Source organism: Paraburkholderia sp. RL17-347-BIC-D (assembly GCF_046027915.1).
In the GTDB taxonomy this organism is placed as follows: Bacteria; Pseudomonadota; Gammaproteobacteria; order Burkholderiales; family Burkholderiaceae; genus Paraburkholderia.
This window is the reverse complement of record NZ_JARESS010000230.1, coordinates 1-605: the sequence shown is the minus strand read 5'-3', so window position 1 is coordinate 605 and position 605 is coordinate 1. Positions and strand designations below refer to the sequence as shown.

The window sequence follows — 605 nt, the reverse complement described above, 5'->3', positions numbered from 1 at the left end:
CCCTTCTGAATCCGAGCTGTAACGGAAATCGCCAACTTCCAGCGTCCGTCCTCGCCCAAAATTGGTATCCCGAGTGGCACTGGTCATGCAAGAATCTCCATCATCTGAAAGCGCTAGAGAGGCACAGGCTCTTAAGACCGAGATAAAGCATCGAGAGGTGCGTTACGAGCACCCTTCCCGAGGTGGCCAAACGGACGTGAATATAAAAAACTCCTGAAAACTCAAACCCTATTTTCTGCGACTCTCAAAACTTTGATAAGTCACGCGTCCACGCTCGAGTTTCCATGCTGATCAGTCCCAAGACCCTTGTCGGTGTCATCCATGACGCCCGCTACGGGGCGAATACAATTGCCCACGTCCGTGGCCTGAGTACCGACAGGACGGAGCGCGGTTATCCGTCGCTGCATGGGTGGCAGGCGAAGCTGTCGCCGAAGCATTTCGGTGTGGGGATCTTCACGGCTGCGCAGCTCATCGATGCTGCAAGCCGCTCTACTGGCTTGGTATGCCTGGCGTCAACCCACTCTCTCCTCTCGCTGCATCACCTTGCTTGCCACAACGGTTCCGCGGGTATCTGACATCGTCGGTTGAGTGCGGATTCAGAAGGT

1 protein-coding gene is annotated in these 605 nt (G+C 55.4%); it reads left to right on the top strand.

Annotation, left to right across the window (positions count from 1 at the left end; translation table 11 throughout):
• The first annotated feature begins 284 nt into the window (after positions 1-284).
• Entirely contained in the window at positions 285-575 is a 291-nt protein-coding gene (locus tag P0D96_RS48320) for a hypothetical protein (protein WP_408321439.1), read from the top strand.
• Positions 576-605: the final 30 nt, after the last annotated feature.

Coding starts and splice junctions, on each gene's coding strand:
- P0D96_RS48320 (WP_408321439.1), top strand. CDS start 285: ATGCTGATCAGTCCCAAGACCCTTGTCGGTGTCATCCATGACGCCCGC.